The 19,426-nt window shown below is 47.0% G+C and carries 13 protein-coding genes; 8 read left to right on the forward strand and 5 right to left on the reverse strand.

Annotated features, from left to right (window positions below; all coding sequences use genetic code 11):
- The first annotated feature begins 51 nt into the window (after window positions 1–51).
- Window positions 52–1,101, forward strand: a complete 1,050-nt coding sequence (locus tag HXW94_RS02095) for a radical SAM protein (RefSeq protein ID WP_246293696.1) — start codon at window positions 52–54, stop codon at window positions 1,099–1,101.
- 176 nt (window positions 1,102–1,277) lie between these two features.
- Here the strand turns inward: HXW94_RS02095 and HXW94_RS02105 are convergent, their stop codons facing one another.
- From HXW94_RS02105 to HXW94_RS02120, 4 genes are all read right to left on the reverse strand, one after another.
- The gene (locus tag HXW94_RS02105) at window positions 1,278–2,993 is read right to left on the reverse strand and encodes a methyl-accepting chemotaxis protein (protein WP_218576531.1); all 1,716 of its coding nucleotides are present in this window, start codon (window positions 2,991–2,993) and stop codon (window positions 1,278–1,280) included.
- A gap of 42 nt (window positions 2,994–3,035) precedes the next feature.
- Window positions 3,036–3,785 carry a substrate-binding periplasmic protein gene (locus tag HXW94_RS02110; RefSeq protein WP_178365241.1) on the reverse strand — a complete coding sequence of 250 codons (750 nt, stop codon included), beginning with the start codon at window positions 3,783–3,785 and terminating at the stop codon, window positions 3,036–3,038.
- Between the two features lie 62 nt (window positions 3,786–3,847).
- The gene (locus HXW94_RS02115; RefSeq protein WP_178365242.1) at window positions 3,848–5,182 is read right to left on the reverse strand and encodes a methyl-accepting chemotaxis protein; all 1,335 of its coding nucleotides are present in this window, start codon (window positions 5,180–5,182) and stop codon (window positions 3,848–3,850) included.
- Between the two features lie 310 nt (window positions 5,183–5,492).
- Window positions 5,493–7,457: a monovalent cation:proton antiporter family protein gene (locus HXW94_RS02120; protein ID WP_178365243.1), complete on the reverse strand. Its 1,965-nt coding sequence runs from the start codon at window positions 7,455–7,457 to the stop codon at window positions 5,493–5,495.
- 441 nt (window positions 7,458–7,898) lie between these two features.
- Between HXW94_RS02120 and HXW94_RS02125 the strand changes: the two genes are divergently transcribed.
- Window positions 7,899–9,572 carry an alpha-isopropylmalate synthase regulatory domain-containing protein gene (locus HXW94_RS02125; protein WP_178365244.1) on the forward strand — a complete coding sequence of 558 codons (1,674 nt, stop codon included), beginning with the start codon at window positions 7,899–7,901 and terminating at the stop codon, window positions 9,570–9,572.
- Between the two features lie 245 nt (window positions 9,573–9,817).
- Here HXW94_RS02125 and HXW94_RS02130 read toward each other — a convergent pair whose 3' ends face one another.
- Window positions 9,818–10,291: a methylated-DNA--[protein]-cysteine S-methyltransferase gene (locus HXW94_RS02130; RefSeq protein ID WP_178365245.1), complete on the reverse strand. Its 474-nt coding sequence runs from the start codon at window positions 10,289–10,291 to the stop codon at window positions 9,818–9,820.
- Between the two features lie 105 nt (window positions 10,292–10,396).
- On the opposite strand from HXW94_RS02130, the gene tilS reads away from it, so the two are divergent.
- The 6 genes from tilS to HXW94_RS02160 form a co-directional block, all read left to right on the forward strand.
- Entirely contained in the window at window positions 10,397–11,497 is a 1,101-nt protein-coding gene (gene tilS / locus HXW94_RS02135; RefSeq protein ID WP_178365246.1) for a tRNA lysidine(34) synthetase TilS, read from the forward strand.
- A 247-nt stretch (window positions 11,498–11,744) separates the two neighbouring features.
- Window positions 11,745–13,715 carry an ATP-dependent zinc metalloprotease FtsH gene (ftsH, locus tag HXW94_RS02140; RefSeq protein WP_178365247.1) on the forward strand — a complete coding sequence of 657 codons (1,971 nt, stop codon included), beginning with the start codon at window positions 11,745–11,747 and terminating at the stop codon, window positions 13,713–13,715.
- A gap of 91 nt (window positions 13,716–13,806) precedes the next feature.
- A complete protein-coding gene (folP, locus tag HXW94_RS02145; protein WP_178365248.1) occupies window positions 13,807–14,679 on the forward strand; it encodes a dihydropteroate synthase in 873 nt (290 codons plus the stop codon).
- Window positions 14,680–14,740: 61 nt separating this feature from the next.
- Window positions 14,741–15,634, forward strand: a complete 894-nt coding sequence (locus HXW94_RS02150) for a CdaR family protein (protein WP_246293697.1) — start codon at window positions 14,741–14,743, stop codon at window positions 15,632–15,634.
- A 15-nt stretch (window positions 15,635–15,649) separates the two neighbouring features.
- Window positions 15,650–16,417, forward strand: coding sequence for a type III pantothenate kinase (locus HXW94_RS02155; protein WP_178365250.1), 768 nt, complete (start codon window positions 15,650–15,652; stop codon window positions 16,415–16,417).
- A 1,899-nt stretch (window positions 16,418–18,316) separates the two neighbouring features.
- Window positions 18,317–19,426, forward strand: a 1,110-nt coding sequence (locus tag HXW94_RS02160) for an IPT/TIG domain-containing protein (protein WP_178365251.1), incomplete at its 3' end; no start/stop codon positions are given.

The following is a 19,426-nucleotide window of genomic DNA, read 5'->3' on the forward strand; positions in this document are numbered from 1 at the left end:
GGGCCGGGTTCAAGAATTCAGATAATAACCGACAATCAAAATTAGGATATAATGATGAGCCGAGACTACTCGTTTGAAACCGGTGTATACCGTCCGCCCAGTGAAGGGGGCAGCGCCTCTCTGCTGGTTCGCTTTACCCGTAACTGTCCCTGGAACCACTGCGCCTTCTGTTCCATGTATAAGGGAAAAAAATTCAGCTTGAGACCCCTGGCGGAAATTAAAGCCGACATCAATGCCATGGCAAACCTTGTGGTTGACCTCCAGGCCGAATCAAAAGCCCTGGGGCACGGCGGCCGGGTCACCCGGGAGGCTATTCTGGCATTGCTTGAAAAAGCGCCCGGCTTAAATCACCATCCGGGTGCGGATATGCTGATTCAATGGATGGCGGTGGGCGGAAAAACCGCATTTATACAGGACGGCAACTCCATGATCATGCCGCCCCGGAACCTGATTGCAGCATTGACCCATCTCAGGGAAACCTTTCCTTCCATTGAAAGGATCACCACCTATGCCAGGGCCCGGACCCTGGCCCAGCGCTCCCTTGAAGACCTGAAGGCCATACGGGCAGCCGGTCTTAACCGGCTCCACCTGGGCCTTGAAACCGGGGATGATGCCTTGCTCAAGCAGATCAAAAAAGGCGTAACGGCTGACGGCCATATTGAGGGGGGCAAAAAGGCCATGGCTGCCGGCTTTCAGGTATCGGAATACTGGATGCCCGGCCTTGGCGGCAAGGAAATGACAGACCGCCACGCCGAAAATACGGCCCGGGTACTCAGTGCGGTCAATCCCCATTATATCCGGTCCCGGCCCTTCCGGCCCGCCCCCGGTACCCCGATGTCCGATCAGGTCAACCAGGGGCGGATCTCCCTGCTTGATCCCCGGGAGCAGCTGCTGGAACTGCGCCGCATGATCCAAAACCTTGAGGTAACATCCAGGGTCTGCTTTGACCACATGGGCAATTACTGGCGCACAGCCTCGGGGGATCTGGTCCTCCACCATGCGTATGAAGGATATCAGTTCCCGGATGAAAAACAGACGGTCCTGGACCGCATCGAACTGGGTCTTGCATATAAACAGGAACCTGCCCGGTTTTTTCTATAGGAATGCGTACGAAATAAGACCCATGATCGGAATTAAATCTGCCCCACATATGCGCCGGATTTTAAGTCGCCGGCAAGGCACGCCAAAGGAAGCAATTGGCATATGTATTCGTTGGCGTAACGCCGAAGGCGGCTTAAAAGACAAGCAAATGGGCGATTTTATTTTGATCATGGGCCTTATACCTTGAACTGCCTGACAAGCTCGTTAATTTTTTCCGCAAGCTGTGACAGTTCCTGGGCCTCATCATTGACTCGACTGCCGCCGGTGGCAACGTCATCAAGCGAGGTGGTAATTTCACCAATATCACTGGTAATGCGTGCAACCATTTCTGCACTGTTATTGATGCTTTCGCTGATCTCGCTGGTGCCTGAAGAGGCATGCTCGATTTTCGAGGAAATTTCCTTGGTCGTTGCGGTCTGTTCTTCAACTGCGGAAGCGATTGCGGTAACGGTTTCATTGACGATGGTGTTGATTTCTGTAATCTTTTTAATACCGAAAACTGCAGAGTCCGTGGTTTTCTGCATGTTTTTAATTTTTTCCTTTATTTCCGAAGCGGATTGCGCGGTTTTCTGGGCAAGTTCTTTGATTTCATTGGCCACAACAGCAAATCCTTTTCCGGCTTCGCCCGCCCGCGCAGCCTCGATGGTAGCGTTCAGGGCAAGAAGACTGGTCTGCTCGGAAATATCAGATATGACGCTTGTGACATTCCCAATATCTTTTGAGGCTTCGCCAAGCTCATCAACCAGTTTTGAGGCCTTGGCAGCTTCTTCGGCAGCTTCATTGGTCATTGAATTTGTATGATTGGTGTTCTGTGCAATCTCATTGATAGTAGAGGTCATTTCTTCGGTGGCGGCAGCTACAATTTTCAAGCTGTTGGATGATTCGTCACTTGCGGTGTTTACGGCTTCGATATTAGAGGCCATGGTCTCGGCGACGGATGCCACATCTTTGGATTTTCTTAAAGTTATATCAGTGTTCTCGCTCATTTGGGCTGCCACGTTGAACATTTGTGTGGAACAGTTGTTCAGGTGTTCGGTTCTGCTGATAATATCTTTGATAATTTTATAAATCTGTTCGATGAACTGGTTGAACCATCCGGCTAGGGCCCCGATTTCGTCCTGTCGTTTGACCTCAAGCCGCTTGGTCAAATCCCCATCTCCTTTGGTCAGGTCGACCACCATCTCTTTCAGGGCGTTGATCGGCCCGGTCACAAGAAATTTCAGGCTGAGCAGAATGCAGAGAACCAGGGCAATAATAATAAATATTGTCACGCCGATAAGCGTTTTTATTGAATTGTTGATTTTATTTGTGGTCGTTTCCCGGAAATGGTTAACGGTGCCCTCTAAATCGGCTTTGTCGCCCTCAAGTTTTTTATCCAAAAATTTGGTGGTGTAGTAAATCCGGACCTGACCGATGGTCTCCTCGTCTTTTGTGACATCGGCCTTGAATGACAGGTTCTCATTCAATTGGATATCTTCGGGAATCCGGTCTGCGGCTTTGATGGTTTCATCAACTGCTTTCCATACGGCGGCAAACGCCAGGTCGTCTTCATCGTTGACCTTGATGGCCTGAACACCTGGAAATTTCAAAAAACTTTTCAGCAGTTTTTTCAACTGGTCGGGAGCAAAATTATATAAATAATAGGATGAGAGGGCAGAGCAGATTTCAGAGTTGATTTCAGTTCGGCTGGTAAGCGCTTTTTTCTGGAGCGTTGAATTTTCTTCAAAGATTTTATTAATATGGATGGTGCTTCTATCCATCAGAAATTCAACAAGGTTCGACTCCAACTTTATGGATATGAAACTACTTACCGACAGCAGTATGAATACGATTATGCTGCACAACATTGCAGTCTTAACTGAAACCCCCACACTGTTAAAATGCGTCTTCATATATCCTCCGGGGAAAATCGTTAACGAAAAGGCACCGCAAAGTCAGAATCCGTGCTTTTTCATTATTGCCTGATAAGTGCCGTCCTCTTTGAGCATTTCAAGCCCTTTGTTGAAGTCGTCCAGAATTTTCTGATGATTGTCGATCTTCTTGGATATAATGTTGTAAAGCGGCTTTTTTTCCAGGGGAGGGTCAAGTACGTCAAGTTGGCCCGCCTGGTCAGGATAGTGTGAATTGGCGATATCTATGGTGACAAGTTTACTGCCCACAATTAAATCCACCCTGTCCTTTAAAAGTTTGAGAATGTTCGCCTCAGGCTTGTCAGTGAATTCTTTTTTCAGGAAGTCCGCCTGGACAAATTCATCAGGGTATCCAAACCCTCTGAGGATTCCGAAAGTATACCCTTCAAGATCCTTGAGGCTGTTGTATGAAATGCCGGCCCCCTTTTTCTGGAAGATGACCACGTTGGCTGCGGTGATTTCATTGGTGTAAAAGAAGATTTTGGCTCTTTCATCAGTGTAGTATGCCCCCTGAACACCGGTCAGTTTGCCTTTTTTGGCAAGCCCCATTGCCCGGTTCCAGTTCATGAATTTAAGATTATAGTCCCAACCGGTCCGTTTAAAGGCCTCAGTGGATATTTCTGTCATAAACCCGCCGTTTTCAAGCGTTTCTCCAAAATAGGGCGGCCAGTTTAACGTGCCAAAGTTGAGTTTTTTGTCCTGGGCATAAGACAACCCGGCGGCGAGAAAGAAAATAAAAAAGATTGTGGTGGCTGACAAAAGAGATTTTTTCATACAGTCTCCTCCTATTTTAAAAATAATTAACCCATTTGCTCATTTTAAATCGTGTACTTCCGTCAAGGCGTCTGCTGCAGCCCTTTTTTTTCCTGACCGGCTGCTGACGGATCGGCCATCAAGCGGCCCAGTGCCTTTGATAACGCTACCTGCTCCCGGCTGGACTGTATGGTGCCGTCAGCTTCGACAGATAATGTTTCAGACCGTTCCTCCACTGTTTTGATATTATTCAAAATTCCGGATACGAATTCAAGATTGGCACTCACCTTTCCGCTGACCGCTGATATCCCTTGGGATGCCTGGGCCACATTATCGGCAATTTCCCGGGTTGAGACCGACTGATTCTCAACAGCCAAGGCAATGGAGGTTACCATTTCATTGCTATTGTGAATGGTATCGGATATCTGTTCGATCTGCGTCACCATTTCTTTGGTGATGGTGTTGATATGTTCCACCTTTCGACGGATGTCCTCTGTGGCATCAGCTGTCTGTCGGGCCAGTACCTTGACTTCGTTGGCCACCACGGCAAACCCTTTACCCGCCTCCCCGGCCCGGGCGGCTTCAATTCTGGCATTCAGCGCCAGCAGGTTGGTCTGTTCCGAAATTTCATTGATCGTATTAGAAACAGAATCGATGCTGTTGGCCGCCTTTTTCAGTTCCCCCACTTTTGCGGTTGTATTCCGGGTTTCCGCTACAGCCTCCTGGGTGACGGCTTTGGCATTTTCACTGTTCTTAACAATTTCGTTGATGCTGCCGGTAATGCCTTCTGCAGCCGATGAGATGAGCATGAGATTCCCGGACGCCTGTTTCATGGCATTCGCCACCCGTTTAATATTACCATGGACGATCCCGGCCGAATCAAAAATACTTCTGGCTTGATCCTTATTTTCCCTGGAAATACTTTGGATTTCCGTCAGTTTTTCCGGCATCTGAACAATATTATTTTCCAGCAAGTGCAACCGGGATATGATTTCTCTGTCCAGCGATGTCCGCAACCCTGCAGAATCCGTTTGTTGCCCGATGATTTGTGCCGTGGCCCTTGGAAGCCTGAAACAAATAAATAAAAAACAAAGCAGTGTAACACCCAGGCATACCAGCATAACGGTCAGAACAAATGTATGGTTTGCCCGATTGCGTTTTTCATAGGCATTGATAAAGGCCTGCAGGTTTTTACCGCCGGCCTCGGCCAGTTGAAATGACGCTTCTGCTTTTACACCCGTCGGAGTCAACAGTGTCTGGATCTGATTCAGCTGCGCCCGAACTGTTTTCAATTTTTCAAAACCTGCCGGTGCGGTATGGTAGACATCAACCACCAGATACATGCAGATAACAAAAACAAAGATGATAAAGATAAAGGGAAGGATTAGGCGTCTGTCCGTATTAAAAAAAAAATTCATGCTGCCCCCTTAGAGCCTGTTTGATAATTGATTCTCATTTTCATGAAATTTCACTTCGATCCCCTAATTATCAAACAGGCTCTTATAAAAAAATTCTTTGAAAGTGTAGAATCAATAACTTCAAAGAATGATGCTTATATATCAAAATAAAACTTATTTTCCAAGACCTGCCTCCCACCCTGTTTTTCGCAGAATTTTTCTGGAAGGTGCGGATCCGGTCGTTAGGCCCATAATCAAAATAATCAAAATAAACGCTCCCATATGCTTTGCCTTTTCATCCGTCTTCTTCGTTGTGACAAGAGTATATATGTTACTGTGGCGGGGAAATCAATGTGTGGAACTCCGCCAGTTGGCGGGCGTTGCCCATAACAGCAACTAAATCCCCTGGGTTGAATTGAAAATCCGCATTGGGATTGGGATGCAGCTCCCCGTCATGCATCACGCCAACCACGGATATCCCGATCTTGGTGCGAAGATTCAACTCTTTGATTGTCCGGCCAATCACAGGGCTGTCGGCCATCAGCTTTATCCAGTTAAGCTCCAGCAGATCACAGACTTTCTGCAGTTGAAACAGGGTCTGATCCCCCCGGGGCATATTAAAAAACGGGGCATACAGCTCCCTGCGAAACGCTTCGGTATATTCCTGGATATCCGTGGCCGGAATATTTAAATACAGCAGGGCCTGACGGGTGAATTGCAGGCCGGCCTCAAATTCCGGCTGAATCACTTCCTGTATGCCCTGGTCATGGAGGGCCTGCATCTGCTCGATCCCTTCGGCCCTTGCCACAATATTCACATGCGGATTTGAATGGCGCACCTGATCACAAACCGTTCCGGTAACATCAAGTCTGGGGGTCGTGATGAGTACAAGATTGGCCTCTTTGACCTTGGCGGCCTCCAGTACAACATCCCGGGTGACATCCCCGTAAATCACGGGAAACCCCATACTTTTGACGTGGGTCACGCGCCGATAATCAATTTCAATAATGATAAAGGCCAGATCCAGGCGCTGGAGAACCTGACCGACATAAAACCCAATCCGCCCGCCGCCGGCAATAATCACATGGTTGTGCAAATCCGTATCAGGCAAATTAATGGTTTGCACAGGCTCTTTTTTAAACATACGCTGTCGCAGTCTGTACAATGGTGTGGTCAGTCCCGAAACAAGCGGCGTCAATACCATGGTGACAATTGCAGTTGCCAGTATCAGACAATAAAGATCATTGGAGATTGAATGGGTGGCGATACCAACCCGGGCCAGCACAAATGAAAATTCTCCCACTTGAAACATGCCCAACCCCAAAGCCAGCGGAATGACGTTGCCATATCCGAATATACGACTTAATGCACTGAAAATAATTCCCTTGCCTAACGATACGAATAAAACCACAATCAGGATTATCTGCCAGTTTCTAATCAAAAAGACCGGATCCAGGAGCATGCCTACCGATACAAAGAAAAGCAACCCAAAAATATCCCTTAACGGAATAATATCGCTCAGTGCCTGGTGACCATAATCAGATTCGCTGAGTACCATGCCGGCAATAAACGCACCAAAGGCAAAGGACAATCCAAATAGATAGGTGCCGTATCCCACGCCCAGACCAATTGCCGTGATTGCCAGCAGAAACAGCTCCCTTGAATTGTGTCTGGCAATATATGCCAGTAATTTCGGAATCAGTCGTGTGCCTATAAAAATCATCAAAAACAGGAATGTCGCCGCCTTGAGTGCTGCCCAGCCAAGCGCGGGTATCCCTGCTTCCAGTTGATTCAACTTAGGCAGAATAATCATCAAAGGAACAACGGCCAGATCCTGAACAATTAACATGCCGATCATGACCCGGCTTGAAAGGGTGCCCATTCTTCCCTGGCTCATCAGTGTTTTAAGAATCACCATGGTACTGGATAAGGCAATGAGTCCCCCAAACCAAAGCGCATCGGTAAAAGACCAGTTAAACATCTTGCCGATGCCGAAGCCAAGGAGAATTGACAGCAGCATCTGTATCGGGGTGCCGATCAAGGCAATCCGGGCCACAGGTTTTAATTCCTTTAGTGAAAATTCCAGTCCCAGAGCAAAAAGTAACAGCGCAACACCAATCTCAGCGAGTAACTCAATATCGTGGATATTGGAAATTGTGACGCCCCCCGTGAACGGTCCCACCATGACACCGACCAGAATGTATCCCAGAATTAACGGCTGTTTTAATCGCTGGGCCGCAAGCCCGCCAATTAAACCGGCCACAACAATAATTGCAATATCAGCAGCTATACCCATTCGTATTTACACCTAAAATTTAATTATAATTACCCGTTCCCAATTAGATATAAAAAATCCAATCCTGGACCGCGAACGGCCAATCTGCCATAATAATAAAATTTGAATTGGAAAGTCACTGACTTTCTTATAAAAAAAATCAAAGCAGGCATATGGGATAAGGGCTGTTAGCTCAAGCCTTTGAGAGATCGTCATTTTTTTGTTGACTTCTTTAATTTATATATAATAAATTAACTTTAATTAAAGTGAATAATTAATGATAAATTTTACCAGCCTACTAATAGTCCTTCTTCTTATCGAGGAGGTGGTTCTTAACACCTCCGGGCGATGGGGCGCTTAGTGGCATAATCTTCATAAATAAAAACAAAAGCCGTTATCAGCCCCTGCCGGGCAGATAGCGGCTTTTTTTATTTTTATCCAACATAAAAAAAGAGGAAGAACATGGCGATCAAAAAAAATGAAACCGGCACATGGGTACTGGACCGGGCGCAAATTCCCGACGAGGCCAGACAGGAAGTCGAAATTTTTGATACCACCCTGCGGGATGGTGAACAGGGCGGGGTAACCTTTAAAGGGGATTCAAAGTTTAGAATTGCCCGGTTCCTTGCGGATACGGGGGTCAGTACCATAGAGGTTGGGTTTCCCAGTTCAACCCCCTTGGAATTTGATACCGTCAAACAGATTGCCGATACCGTGGAAGGGCCCCATATCTGCGGACTGACCACCATGGATCTTGAAAATATCAAGCGGACCTGGCAGGCCCTGGAAAATAATCCCAACCCCACCATCCATGTATTCACCCTTAATATTGACGAAGCCTCCATCCGGGCATACAAGGCAGATCCCAATGAACAAATTGAAAAAGCCTCCCGGGCGGTCGCCTATGCAAAGGAGTTGACAGGCGGTAAAGGCCGGGTGGAATTCTCGGCCCAGAACACCATCCTGGCCTTGTCCCAGTCCCTGAACCCGGAACATAGTTTTCTGCAGGCGTATATTTCTAAAATTTATGGTCATGCGATTAAAGCAGGCGCAGACGTGATCAACATTCCCCATACCGTGGCCAAGGGAATTGAAATTGAAATCCAGGAAGCCATCCAGTATTTTAAAATGCTTGTGGAAGGCACGGATGACGTGATGCTTAGTTTTCACGCCCACAATGATTTCGGCGTTAGTGTCGCAGATACCCTGGCCGCCATTAAACAGGGCGTCAGGCAGGTGGAAGGCACCTGGTATTCCCTCGGAGAAAGAGCAGGCAATACACCGCTGGAACAGGTGATCATGAATCTTTCATTGAAACCTTCCTACAACCGGAAATTTTTTACGTCCTTTAAACTTGAAAAAACCAATGCCGTGGCAAGGTTCATTGAAAGGGAAAGCTGCATTCCCATTCCCTACAATGCGCCGGGAGTCGGTCCCAATGCCCTGCGCCACGGATCAGGGGTCCATTCCGACGGAGACAAAAAGGGCAAGGACATTGGGGAAAATATTTACCTGCCCTGCTCACCCGAAGATATCGGCTGGACAGGCAACACCCACCAGATCACCAAGCTGACCGGCGTCACCGGCGTTACGGCCAGGCTTGAAGAGCTGGGATATGAATTTGAAAAAGCCTTTGTCCGGGAACATATCATGCCCGTAATAAAATCCAGGGACATCACATATGGGGACAAGGAGCTGCGGATGATCGGGGATGATTTCAGGTACACAGGGGAAGCGCATATCGAGTTTGTGGATTACGCGTTCAACAAATTTGCCAATTCCAGTGTCCGCCAGGCCCAGGTGGTCCTGGTCATTGATGGTGAAAAAAAGATCGGCGAGGCCTTCATGGGCAAAAACGGCCCTATCAATGCAGTATTCAGTGCCATTGACGATGTTCTGGGGCTTGGTGAAAAAAAACCCAAACTTGTGGTTTACGAGCCCAGTAACCGCGGACGGACTCACTCTTCCACGGCAGAAGCATTGGTTGTACTCAGCGGCAACGGCCATGAACTGAATTATAATCTGACGGCCCCGATCTGGTTGGGTAAAGCCGAGGATGACGACACCATCACGGCGTCTGCCAAATCCTATGTCCAGGCATTAAGCCGGTTTATGCTGGACATGAAAAAAAAATGAAATAAAGGAGAAAAAATGAGGGAAAAAAGCTTCGGGTCGCACTGATCGGATGCGGCCGGATTGCCGTAAAACATATCATGGCCATAACAAAAAGGCACAGCGGCCTTTTGCTCTGTGCTGTGGCAGACACTGATCCCGGGGCTTTGGACAAATTGCTTGATACCGGTAAACTGCCGGGCAAAAAAAAGCATCACCTAAAAAATACCGTAAACACGTATACGGATTATAACTCTCAAGTTAGAAGATCAGCCCTGTTCCAGGGCAATGAGTTGCTCCTTGATGGCCAGGCCATGGGCAAATCCGGTGAGGTTGCCATTGGCCCCGACCACCCGATGGCAGGGGATGATGAGGGGGATGGGGTTTTTCCCGTTGGCTGCCCCCACTGCCCTGGCCGCCTTTGGGTTGCCCAGTTGTTTGGCAATTTCACCGTAGCTGACCAGGTTGCTGTATGGAATGGTGCGCAATTGCGCCCAGACCTTTTTCTGAAATTCAGTGCCTGCGGGGTTTAAGCAGACCTCAAAAACCGTTCTTTTACCCGCCAGGTATTCCAGAATTTGGGATTGGGTATGCTTGAAAAATTCCGGCTTTAATTCCCAGGCATCCTGAATCTTAAATTGACGGCTGCCCTGGCCGGTGTTGAGGTGAAGATGGGCAAGCCCCTTTTCGTTCCCGGCCAGGATGATCTGGCATAACCAGGTATTGAATTTTGTATAATACATAAATCACGCCTTTAACCTGTTAATATCTTGACAAAAATTATTTTTTTAACCTATATTCATCCCTGTTTATATCGGGTCCTTCAAAAAAGGTAAAATCCATAACAAATGGCAGCCCAATCCTCCTTTGCCCAAAAATTTACAGACCAGGTACTCGGCACCATCCGGGAACACGATATGGTTGCCCCCGGACACCGTGTATTGATCGGTGTTTCCGGCGGTCCGGACTCCATGGCTCTGGTACAGGTTTTCATGGGTCTGAAAAAAGATCTGGATATCCGTATCGGCCTGGCACATCTGAACCACATGCTTCGGGGCGGTCACGCCCTGGCCGATGAGACCTTTGTCCGTGACTTTGCCCGGGAACACAACCTTGACCTGGTCGTTGAAAGAAAAAATGTAGCAGAATTTGCCAGAGAACAACAGCTCTGTGTTGAAGAGGCCGGCAGAAATGTCAGGTATGATTTTTTTAACCGGGTGGCCTGTGAAAAAGGATTTCACCGTATTGCCCTGGGCCATCACCAGGATGATCATATAGAGCAGGTTTTAATGAATTTTGTTCGCGGGACCGGCCCCCTTGGCCTTCGGGGCATTCCACCGGTCAGGCAGAAAAAATTCATACGTCCTCTGATCCGGATGTCCAGAGTCGACATTCTGACGTTTCTTGATGAAATAAACCAGGGGTACAGGATTGATGGCTCCAATGCGGACACATCCTACCTGCGCAACCGGGTCCGCCACTGTTTGATCCCGTTTCTTGAAAAGGAGTTCAATCCCGATATTAAGGCAGGGATAGAGCGGCTGTCCGGCATCATCGAACAGGAAGATGATTTTCTGGACCGGATGGCCCGGACCGCCCTGGAAAACGCTACAACCAGCAGGCAAAAAGAGCAAATTGACATATCCATACCAGCAATTAACACACTTGACCGGGCTATAGGCGCCCGGGTCATCCGCGCAGCGCTGTTGTCGGTAAAGCAGAATTTAAGACGGATTTCCCACACCCATATCCGGGATATCCTTTATTTTGCGGGCAAAAAAGGAGAATCAGGAAAGAGTCTGGACCTTCCCGGCCAAATCCGGGTATACAGACAACAAAGGAATATTCTGCGTATAAAAAAGGAAGCAACAGCACTGCGGACACTTGGCAGGCATCATAAGACCCGCAGGCATCAAAATGCAAAAACGGACGAAAACCCCGGGATATAAGGTTCATGATCAAAATAAAATCCGCCATATGCTTGTATAAAATAAATTTATGTTTATATATATTCATTGATGTTTTTAGCCGGATAACTGCCATGGGCTGACTTGGTTATCAATACTCAGGTTCAACCCACAACAAAACATGAAAGATATGAGTTATAAGTTATGAGGAAAACAGCTTGTTTTAAATCTCACGACTCATCACTCAAAACTCACAACTTTCATATTAATATTTTAGAGAGGAAATACATTGAATCAATTCTATAAAAATATCTCCCTTTGGCTAGTGATTGTCCTGATGATGGTCATGCTTTACAATGTATTCAACCAGCAGCCGGGCGGCCAGTCAGATATCGGCTATTCAGAGTTTTTATCCCTTGTGGAAGACGGCCGGATTCAAAATGTGGTTATTCAGGGCCAGGATCTGATCATTACAGACACCAGCGGTGCACGATTCAACAGTTATGCGCCGGACGATGCCCAGCTCATTGAGACCCTGCGCAAAAGAGGTGTGTCCATCAAGGCCAAGCCACCGGCTGAATCGTCCTGGTTCATGTCCATTATCATTTCCTGGCTGCCCATGATTGTGCTCATCGGGGTATGGATTTTTTTCATGCGCCAGATGCAGGGTGGCGGCGGTGGGGGAAAAGCGCTCTCTTTTGGAAAAAGCAAAGCCAGGCTCATGGATGACAAGGGGGAAAAGGTGACCTTTGACAATGTCGAGGGCATTAATGAGGCCAAAGAGGAGCTTACCGAGGTGGTGGACTTTTTGAAAAACCCCAATAAATATACCCGGCTGGGCGGCCGTATCCCCAAAGGCGTGCTTCTGATGGGCAATCCCGGTACCGGTAAAACCCTGCTTTCCCGGGCCGTGGCAGGAGAAGCAGGCGTTCCGTTTTTCACTATTTCCGGATCTGATTTTGTTGAAATGTTTGTGGGGGTCGGCGCATCCCGGGTCCGGGATCTGTTTGCCCAGGGCAAGAAAAATGCACCGTGTATTATATTCATTGACGAAATTGATGCCGTGGGTCGTCAGCGGGGTGCAGGCCTTGGCGGCGGGCACGATGAACGGGAACAGACCTTGAACCAGCTTTTAGTGGAGATGGACGGGTTTGAATCCAATGAAGGCGTTATTCTTATGGCAGCCACCAACCGGGCTGATGTTCTGGACCCGGCACTGCTGCGTCCCGGCCGGTTTGACCGGCAGGTGATGGTGGACATGCCCGACATCAAGGGACGTGAAGGTATTTTGCGGGTACACATGAAAAAAAGCCCCCTGGCCAAGGATGTGAATCCGACCATTCTTGCCAAAGGGACGCCCGGTTTTTCCGGTGCCGATCTGGAAAACCTGTGTAATGAGGCAGCGCTTCTGGCAGCCAAACGCAACCGTGAAAAATTGTCCATGCGCGATTTTGAAGATGCCAAGGATAAGGTTTACATGGGACTTGAAAGAAAATCCAAAGTAATCAAGGAAGAAGAAAAAAAGACCACGGCCTATCACGAGGGTGGTCATGCCCTGGTGGCCCGGTTCCTGCCCAATACGGACAGCGTAAATAAAATCACCATTATCCCCAGGGGAAGGGCTGCCGGTGTGACCTGGTTTCTGCCCGAGGAAGGGGATTTCAAATACAAGGACCAGCTGGAGAACGAACTGTGCATTGCCTTTGGCGGTCGTGTGGCAGAAGAGATCATATTTAAACGAATCTCCACCGGGGCTTCCAATGACATAAAGCAGGCCACAAAACTTGCCAACCGCATGGTCAGAAGTTTCGGCATGAGTGAGAACCTGGCACCGCTCTCCTACGAAGACCATGATGACAATATCTTCATCGGCAGAGAGATGACCCAGGCCAAAGGCTATTCCGAAGCCACGGCCCAGAAGATAGACGCCGAGGTGGCAGACCTGATCAACCACGCATACAATACAGCCAAAACCATTTTAGAGGAAAATATCGACATTCTCCATGCCCTGACCGATCTTCTCCTGGAAAAGGAAACGGTTATGGGGCCTGAGCTTGATGATCTGATTGCAAGCCTGCGTCCGGATTTTGATTTCTTTGGACACCGGAACATCCAGACGGAACCGGAGGCACCCAAAGAGGAAGAGGATCAGGGAGCTGATGGACAGGCATCGGTGGAGAATCACGACGCTGACGACGAGACAAAGACAAAAGCGCCTGATCCGGACACGCCGGATTCTGATGAGTCCAGGGATAAATAGTGCGTGAACGCAAACCCGTGTTTGGACGAAAATTTGCCCAGATGCACATTTGGGTGACTTTTCGTTCAAACACTAAATAGGAAACGGTATTGTGACCACCACAGCCTTTACACTTGAATTTGGCCGCTTCAAACTGGATCTGGGTCCAAAGGCATGTATCATGGGTATTTTAAACACCACGCCGGATTCTTTTTCAGACGGGGGAAAGTACACCACCTTGGACAAGGCCCTGACCCGGGCCCGGGAAATGGTGGCGGCAGGGGCCCATATCCTGGACATCGGCGGAGAATCCTCCAGGCCGTTTTCTCAACCGGTGAGTGAGCAGGAAGAACTTGATCGGACCATCCCTGTCATTGAGGCCATTGCCGGCCGAATAGACATTCCCATCTCCATTGACACGGTGAAAGCAACGGTGGCAAAAGAAGCCCTTGCCGCCGGTGGGGCCATCATCAATGATATCTCGGCCTTTGAAAAAGACCCCGGCATGGTGGATGTGGCCGTAGAAACGGGCGCGCCCGCCGTTCTCATGCACATGAAAGGCACACCGGAAACCATGCAGGTGACCCCGCACTATGATGATCTCATGGGTGAAATCATCACCTATCTGCAGGAACGGGTTCATTTTGTACTTGAAAAAGGCATGTCGCCAAAAAATATTATCCTGGATCCGGGGATCGGATTTGGTAAAACCGTTGCGCATAACCTTGTGCTGATCAAGGAACTTCAGCAACTTACAGCCCTGGGATATCCAGTACTCATGGGGCCGTCCAGAAAATCCTTTATCCGGAAAGTGCTGGGCAATGTCACGGGCAAAAAGGCCGGGGCCGGAGATGCAGGTACCGAGTACGGGACCCTGGCGGCCTGTGCCGCCTCCCTGCTGAACGGCGCACATATTATCCGGGTTCATGATGTTGAAGCGGTGTGCGCATTCTCACACATCATTGACGCCATCAGGAATGCGTAAGCGCCGTCGGATATCTGCACGTTTCCGCCTGCTCGTCCCAATGGCTGTGGCGGCTGCGGTCATGACGATCGTTATTTTTACCGCATGCACCCAGGCCCCCAAAGAAACAAATCTGCTTCTGCCTGTGGATTATACCAATGTTCCGGATGATATGATTTTGACCCATTTTTACACAGACAAAATCGAAGTCAAGATCAAATGCCGGCCCAAACACATTGAAACACTTTCAAAAAAAAGCCTGGTATATCCTGCCGACATCTATACAGACCTGGCCTTTGACCCGGCAGGCGGCACGGATGCGATTGAGCCGGGCCATTATCTGCTGCCTGTGGATAAAACCCGTATTCCTTTAGGGCGTTCTACGTCTATTGTTAACATCACACCTTCTTATTTAGGTATCCGCCTGGAAGAAAAAGTGACCCGGGTCTTCAAAGTGACGGTGCCGTTGATCGGAAAAACAGCCAAGGGTTACCTGGCGCGTCCCGCGGTGTGTGAACCTGCCACTGTGGCCCTTACCGGCGCAAAATCCCTGATTAACCGGATTGAACAGCTCAGCACCAAACCCGTAGACCTGGCCAATGCCAATGAAAATTTTAAAAAAGAAGTTCCCCTGGATCTTAAACAGCCGGAGCTTTTCACGGCTGCCCAGTCCATATTTGTGGTGTCCGTGAAGGTTCAGTCACTCACCGGAACCCGAACGATTAAACAGATTCCAATACAGATTCAAAACCGGCCCGCAAAAAAAGTCAGCATTGAACCTTCAACCATTTCCATTGATCTTAAAGGCCCCCATGAAAATTTGAACAGCACAACCCTGACCGATAAAATTTATGCGTTCATGGATCTTGAAGGGCTTAAGCCCGGGGTATATGCCCGGCACGCCTATATTGACATCCCCGTGGAACTGGTCATGACCAATGCCGCCCCCCGGGTATTTACCGTTAAAATTGAATAGACAAGGAGAGAAAATATGCTGCTGGTAATTGATGTGGGCAATACCAATACGGTGATCGGCGTTTACAAAGATGAAACCCTGGCGCAGGACTGGCGTATCAGAACCGTCAGAGAAACCACGGCGGATGAGTTTAATATCCTGGCCCGGGCTTTGTTTGCCGACAAAGGCATCCAGCTCACCGACATCTCAAAAGTTGTTATATCCTCCGTGGTGCCGTCGTCCGTGAGGATATTACACGCTTTCTGCGAGCGCTATCTGGGTCTTACACCATTGTGGGTCAATGCAGCATCCGTAAAAAAACTGATGCCCATTCTCTATTCAAATCCCAACGAGGTCGGCGCGGACCGCATTGTCAATGCCGTGGCAGCCTATGAAAAATATAAAAAAGCACTGATCATTATTGATTTCGGCACAGCCACTACCTTTGACGCCATCACGGAAAAAGGCGAATACCTTGGCGGCGCCATCTGCCCCGGCGTGGTGATCTCATCCGACGCACTGTTCCAAAGGGCATCCCGCCTGCCCCGGGTGGAAATGCTCAAAGCACCGGACAGGGTGATCGGTGATGACACCATTGAAAGCATTCAGTCCGGTATTATTTTCGGCAACGCAGCCATGGTGGACGGTATGGTGGACCGGATGAAACAGGAAATGAACACCACACCCATGATTATTGCCACGGGCGGACTTGCCCCGCTCATTGCCGAAGTATCCAATGCCATTGAATCCGTGGACCTGGCCCTGACCCTGGAGGGGCTTAAAATCATCAGCCGGGCACTGTGATATATCTTGGCTGTTGAACACACTCGCTTCAGATTCGTCCATAATATTCAGGGCTCTTGCCGCAATCCGAAGAAAGGATTCCTGCAAAAGCTTTTCGAAAGTGATTGATTGTCTTGGATTATGCTGCTTCCAATTTAGGCCCATGATCAGAATTAAATCCGCCACAGATGCGCCGGATTTTAAGTCGCCGGCAAGGCACGCCAACGGAAGCATATTGACATATGTTTCCGTTGGCGTAACGCCGAAGGCGGCTTAAAAGTCAAGCAGATGGGCGATTTTATTTTGATCATGGGCCTCTGTGCCAATCTTTTAATTGATTGCAACATAACGTTGGGATTACAAACGGTTGAAGTGCCATATATCTGGTCAGCTCATTGGTGGCCCATCTTATGATCAAGCCCTTAACAGGGCTTGGTCATAACATCGGCCACAATGTAGGTTGGGTTGAACGAAGTGAAACCCAACAACTTATCGGCGTTGGGTTTCGTTCCTGAACCCAACCTACCGGAAATTCGTATGGCCGAAAATATGACTAAGGCCAAATAAAAATACCGTAGGTTCTAAGAGAGTTTAAGCCTGTGGAGAGGAAATGAGACCTAAGCAGTTTGTTCGGGCACATTCTATGAAGCAGGAATTTCTCATCATTTACGCCTAATAGGTAAGAATGAATAAGAAGAAAGGAACAGTTTTGGAATAAGAACCTCCAGGTTGATGTGGTTGGGATAAGAGATGATAAATAGATGGATTAACATTGGGGAATGCAAATAGGACCGAATTTCATCTGTAAAATCGTTGATAAAAGAAATCGAACAAAAAATGAAAAATTATTCAAACCCCAAAAACCACACCATCACATGTCATGTTTTTGTAACGCGAATGGTACGTAAAATGGAAAATACGGATGTGTATTGGCATACATTGGAAGATTTGTATGGGGAATAGTTTAATTGTATAAACAAGTCAACACCTACTTCAATAAACGCTTTGGACAAAAAAAATAAAAAACATCTTGTGGAGTTAAAATTTGAGTACCCGTTCTCATTTTTCAGATGCTTGATGGTGATAACTATTAATAATAGTCTGGGGTTTTGAATTCCACATTAGGGACATTTCGATATTGATGTAGTCCACAGTGAGAATGTGAAATAATCTCCGTCCACAATACTTCTGTTATTGAATACTTTTTTGAAATATGCTTGGGCAACTGATAATACCATTATTGTGGTCTGCTAAAAAATTTGAATTGGTAGGAATCGAAAACCCCGGGATACACGTTACACTACTTGCCCAAGCACTGCCACAAATCCCCCAAGGCTACTTTTTCCAGTCCTGGCTTTTTTTGAAACCATCACCAGTCACTAAACATACCATATATGAGAATGGAAAATATGTGACAAAAATTGAAACAGCATTGCCAGAAAATGTCATAAATATACTTTATGAAAAATTTCGTCACAACAATAATCCTTTGATTTTTAAACTGAATAAGTATTCCCTGTTTATTTGGTATATTTTTTGCTTAATTTTATCGAAAATTATATATGGATACATACTTATTTGGGTGTATTGAATTTTTGGCAATGGTTCGATAGGCCGTCCTTTAGTTGGCATAACTTTATTATATTGTATAATGGTTATACGATTTGACGAAAAACTGGATCATCGAGTATGAAGACCCTTTTTACTCGATATCTTTTCAGATGAAGAGAATTACCGCAAATGACTAGGACGGAACGGAGAATACGGCTACCGATTTAAGCCGGGACACCCTTTAAAACAAGGCTTCTCCGGAACCCCCGGTTCATGAGGTTTGGGTACTGCAGAACTCTTATCACCGGGTCAAAGTGTCCCGCGTTATGCCGGTAGCCGAGAATACAATTATTTGAGTTAGGAGCCACAATGAAAACCAATAATATTTTTAATAAAATCTATTTTATTTTTTTCTTAATTTTTATTGTTGTTGGTAATGCGTTAGCAGCTTCATATGGCTTTGATCCATCTACAGTAACTATAGACCAGCAAACTAAAATATTTGCAAACCTTGATGGAGCCTTACCAGATGAATATGACATAAGAATAGGCGGGAGTAATACAGGCTCATATAGTGATATTAAATTAGATGGAGGTCAAACAAATTGGTATAAATATTATTCTCCATCAGCATCTGGTACAGCTAACCTTTATTTTCATTTATATAAAAATGGAAATTTTGATAGGAATATTACCAATAAAATTTTAACTGTCACAAAACCACCTACAGTCAGCAGTTTGTCACCAACAACAGCTACAACGGGAGTAAATACAAAGTTTACAGTTTCCGGTTCAAACCTGCCAGACACAATTAAGCTTTCATTATATGATGGAAACTGCGGAAATACGGTAAAAACGAGTTCGAGTTCAGCATATATTTATTGTACACCAAACGGAACCGGATCTAAGCCATTTTATGTAGAAAAAAAGCCAGGAGGAGATGCAATAAGTGGTTCACCGTTTAGTGTCAATATCACAAGTCCAAGCCCTGCGACACCAACTAATATAAACGCTTCTGATGGAACATATACAGATAAAATTGTAATATCTAACTATAGTGTTTCTGGTGCAGATGAATATAAAATATACAGATCAACTTCATCTTCATCATATGGAAGTTTGATTAAAACGACTACTTATACAAATTATTATGATTACAGTGTAAGTTCCGGCAGCACCTACTACTACAGAGTTAAGGCCTGTAATGATAGTGGTTGTAGTGGTTATAGTTCCTATAATTCCGGCTATATTGATACAAAACCAACAATTACAATAAACACATCGGGCAGTAGTAGCAGCAATAATCCCCAAAGCAGTAATTTTGATATCAGTGTTACTGCCAATGATGATAGAGGATTAAAGGGGTTAGCTTATATTGTCAAAACATCAAGCGGCGAAGCAACCGATATAAGCGGCACTAAAACTTTAAGTGGTACCAGTATGACAACAAGTTTTACCGTGGACTTATCCAGTTTGGCT

The organism is Desulfobacter latus, from assembly GCF_013389365.1.
GTDB lineage: Bacteria > Desulfobacterota > Desulfobacteria > Desulfobacterales > Desulfobacteraceae > Desulfobacter > Desulfobacter latus.